Source organism: Streptomyces sp. IBSBF 3136 (assembly GCF_036815105.1).
Lineage (GTDB): Bacteria > Actinomycetota > Actinomycetes > Streptomycetales > Streptomycetaceae > Streptomyces.
The window spans coordinates 1-1325 of record NZ_JAJSZC010000459.1 but is presented as its reverse complement, the minus strand read 5'-3'; the positions used below and the strand labels follow the sequence as shown (position 1 = coordinate 1325).

1 protein-coding gene and 1 pseudogene are annotated in these 1325 nt (G+C 77.0%); one reads left to right on the top strand and one right to left on the bottom strand.

Going from position 1 to position 1325, the window contains the following annotated elements:
- The coding region (locus tag V7E45_RS40185; protein WP_333779236.1) for a GNAT family N-acetyltransferase at window positions 1-475 on the bottom strand (475 nt) is incomplete at its 3' end.
- Between the two features lie 266 nt (window positions 476-741).
- Between V7E45_RS40185 and V7E45_RS40180 the strand changes: the two are divergent.
- A pseudogene (locus V7E45_RS40180) lies at window positions 742-1325 on the top strand (aspartate aminotransferase family protein); the annotation flags it as partial.

The window sequence follows — 1325 nt, the reverse complement described above, 5'->3', positions numbered from 1 at the left end:
CGGCCGGGGCGGGGGAGGGGGCGTGCAGGGTGAAGCCGAGGGCTTCCAGGAAGCCCTCGCCGCAGCGCCAGCCGGCCGGCACCGTCGCCGTGACCAGGGGTACCGCCCCGGCCCGGGCCAGCAGGGCCGCGGCCAGCGCCCGGCCCAGGCCACGGCCCCGCGCCCAGGGCGCCAGCAGGAACAGGCCCACCGCCACCGCACCCGGCTCCGGATGATCCCGGACGGCGTCCACCAGACCCGCGACCACCCCGTCCCGCTCCAGCACCAGCAGCACCTTGTCCTCGGGGCGAGCGCCCGCCGGCAGCGAGTAGAACAGGCCCTGCACGTCACCCGGCCCGGACGGCAGCCCCGTGGCCGCCACGAACCAGTCCTCGCACTCCTCGAACAGGGTCAGCAGCGGCGCCTCGTCCGCGGGACCGGGCTCACGCACCCACACCCGCTCACCGGGCACGTCGATCATCCACCCGTCAACCATCCGACCGACGGTAGCCGCAGGCCCTCGGCCGTTCCAACGTTCCAACGCGTTTTCCCCGTACGGCAGTACCCACTTCCGGGTGCCGATCGTTGAACTTTCCGGACGCCCGGCCACCTTCCGGTACAAGCTGGAACTCCCGCACCGTACCGCCGTACCGCAGCCCTCACACCTCTCGCGGAGGAACCCCCGCGACCCGCGCACAGGGACCCCGGCCCGGCCGGCGGCCCCGACGGTCGCCACCGCCCCCGTGCCACGGAGGAGAGCCCATGAGCATGCCGCCCCTCGCCTCGGGACCCGACGGCCCCGAGGCCCTGCGCCCCCTCCTGGACACCGTCCTCGACGCCCTCGCCGCCGGCGCCCGGGCCCGCGGCGGACCGCTGCCGGCCGGAGGACCCGACGCCGTCGCCGCACGGGTCGCCTACGCCCTCGGGGACGTACTGCCGGACGACGGCGACCCCGACGCCCTGCGCGCCCTCGTGCACGCCCTGGCCGAGGGCGCCGCCGACCCCGCGGAGCCAGTGTGCGCGGCCCACCTGCACTGCCCGCCGCTCGCCGTCGCCACCGCCGCCGACCTCGCCGTGAGCGCCCTCAACCCCTCCCTGGACTCCTGGGACCAGGCACCGGCCGCCTCCGCGCTCGAAGCCCAGGTCACCCGCGCCCTCGCCCGGCGCATCGGCCTCACCGACGCCCTGGTCACCACCGGCGGCACCGAGTCCAACCAGCTCGCCCTGCTGCTCGCCCGCGAGGCCCACGGCGGCAGCGTCCAGCTGGTCTGCGGGGCCAACGCCCACCACTCCCTGCCCCGCGCCGCCTGGCTGCTCGGCCTGCCCGACCCCGTCGTCGTCCCCGC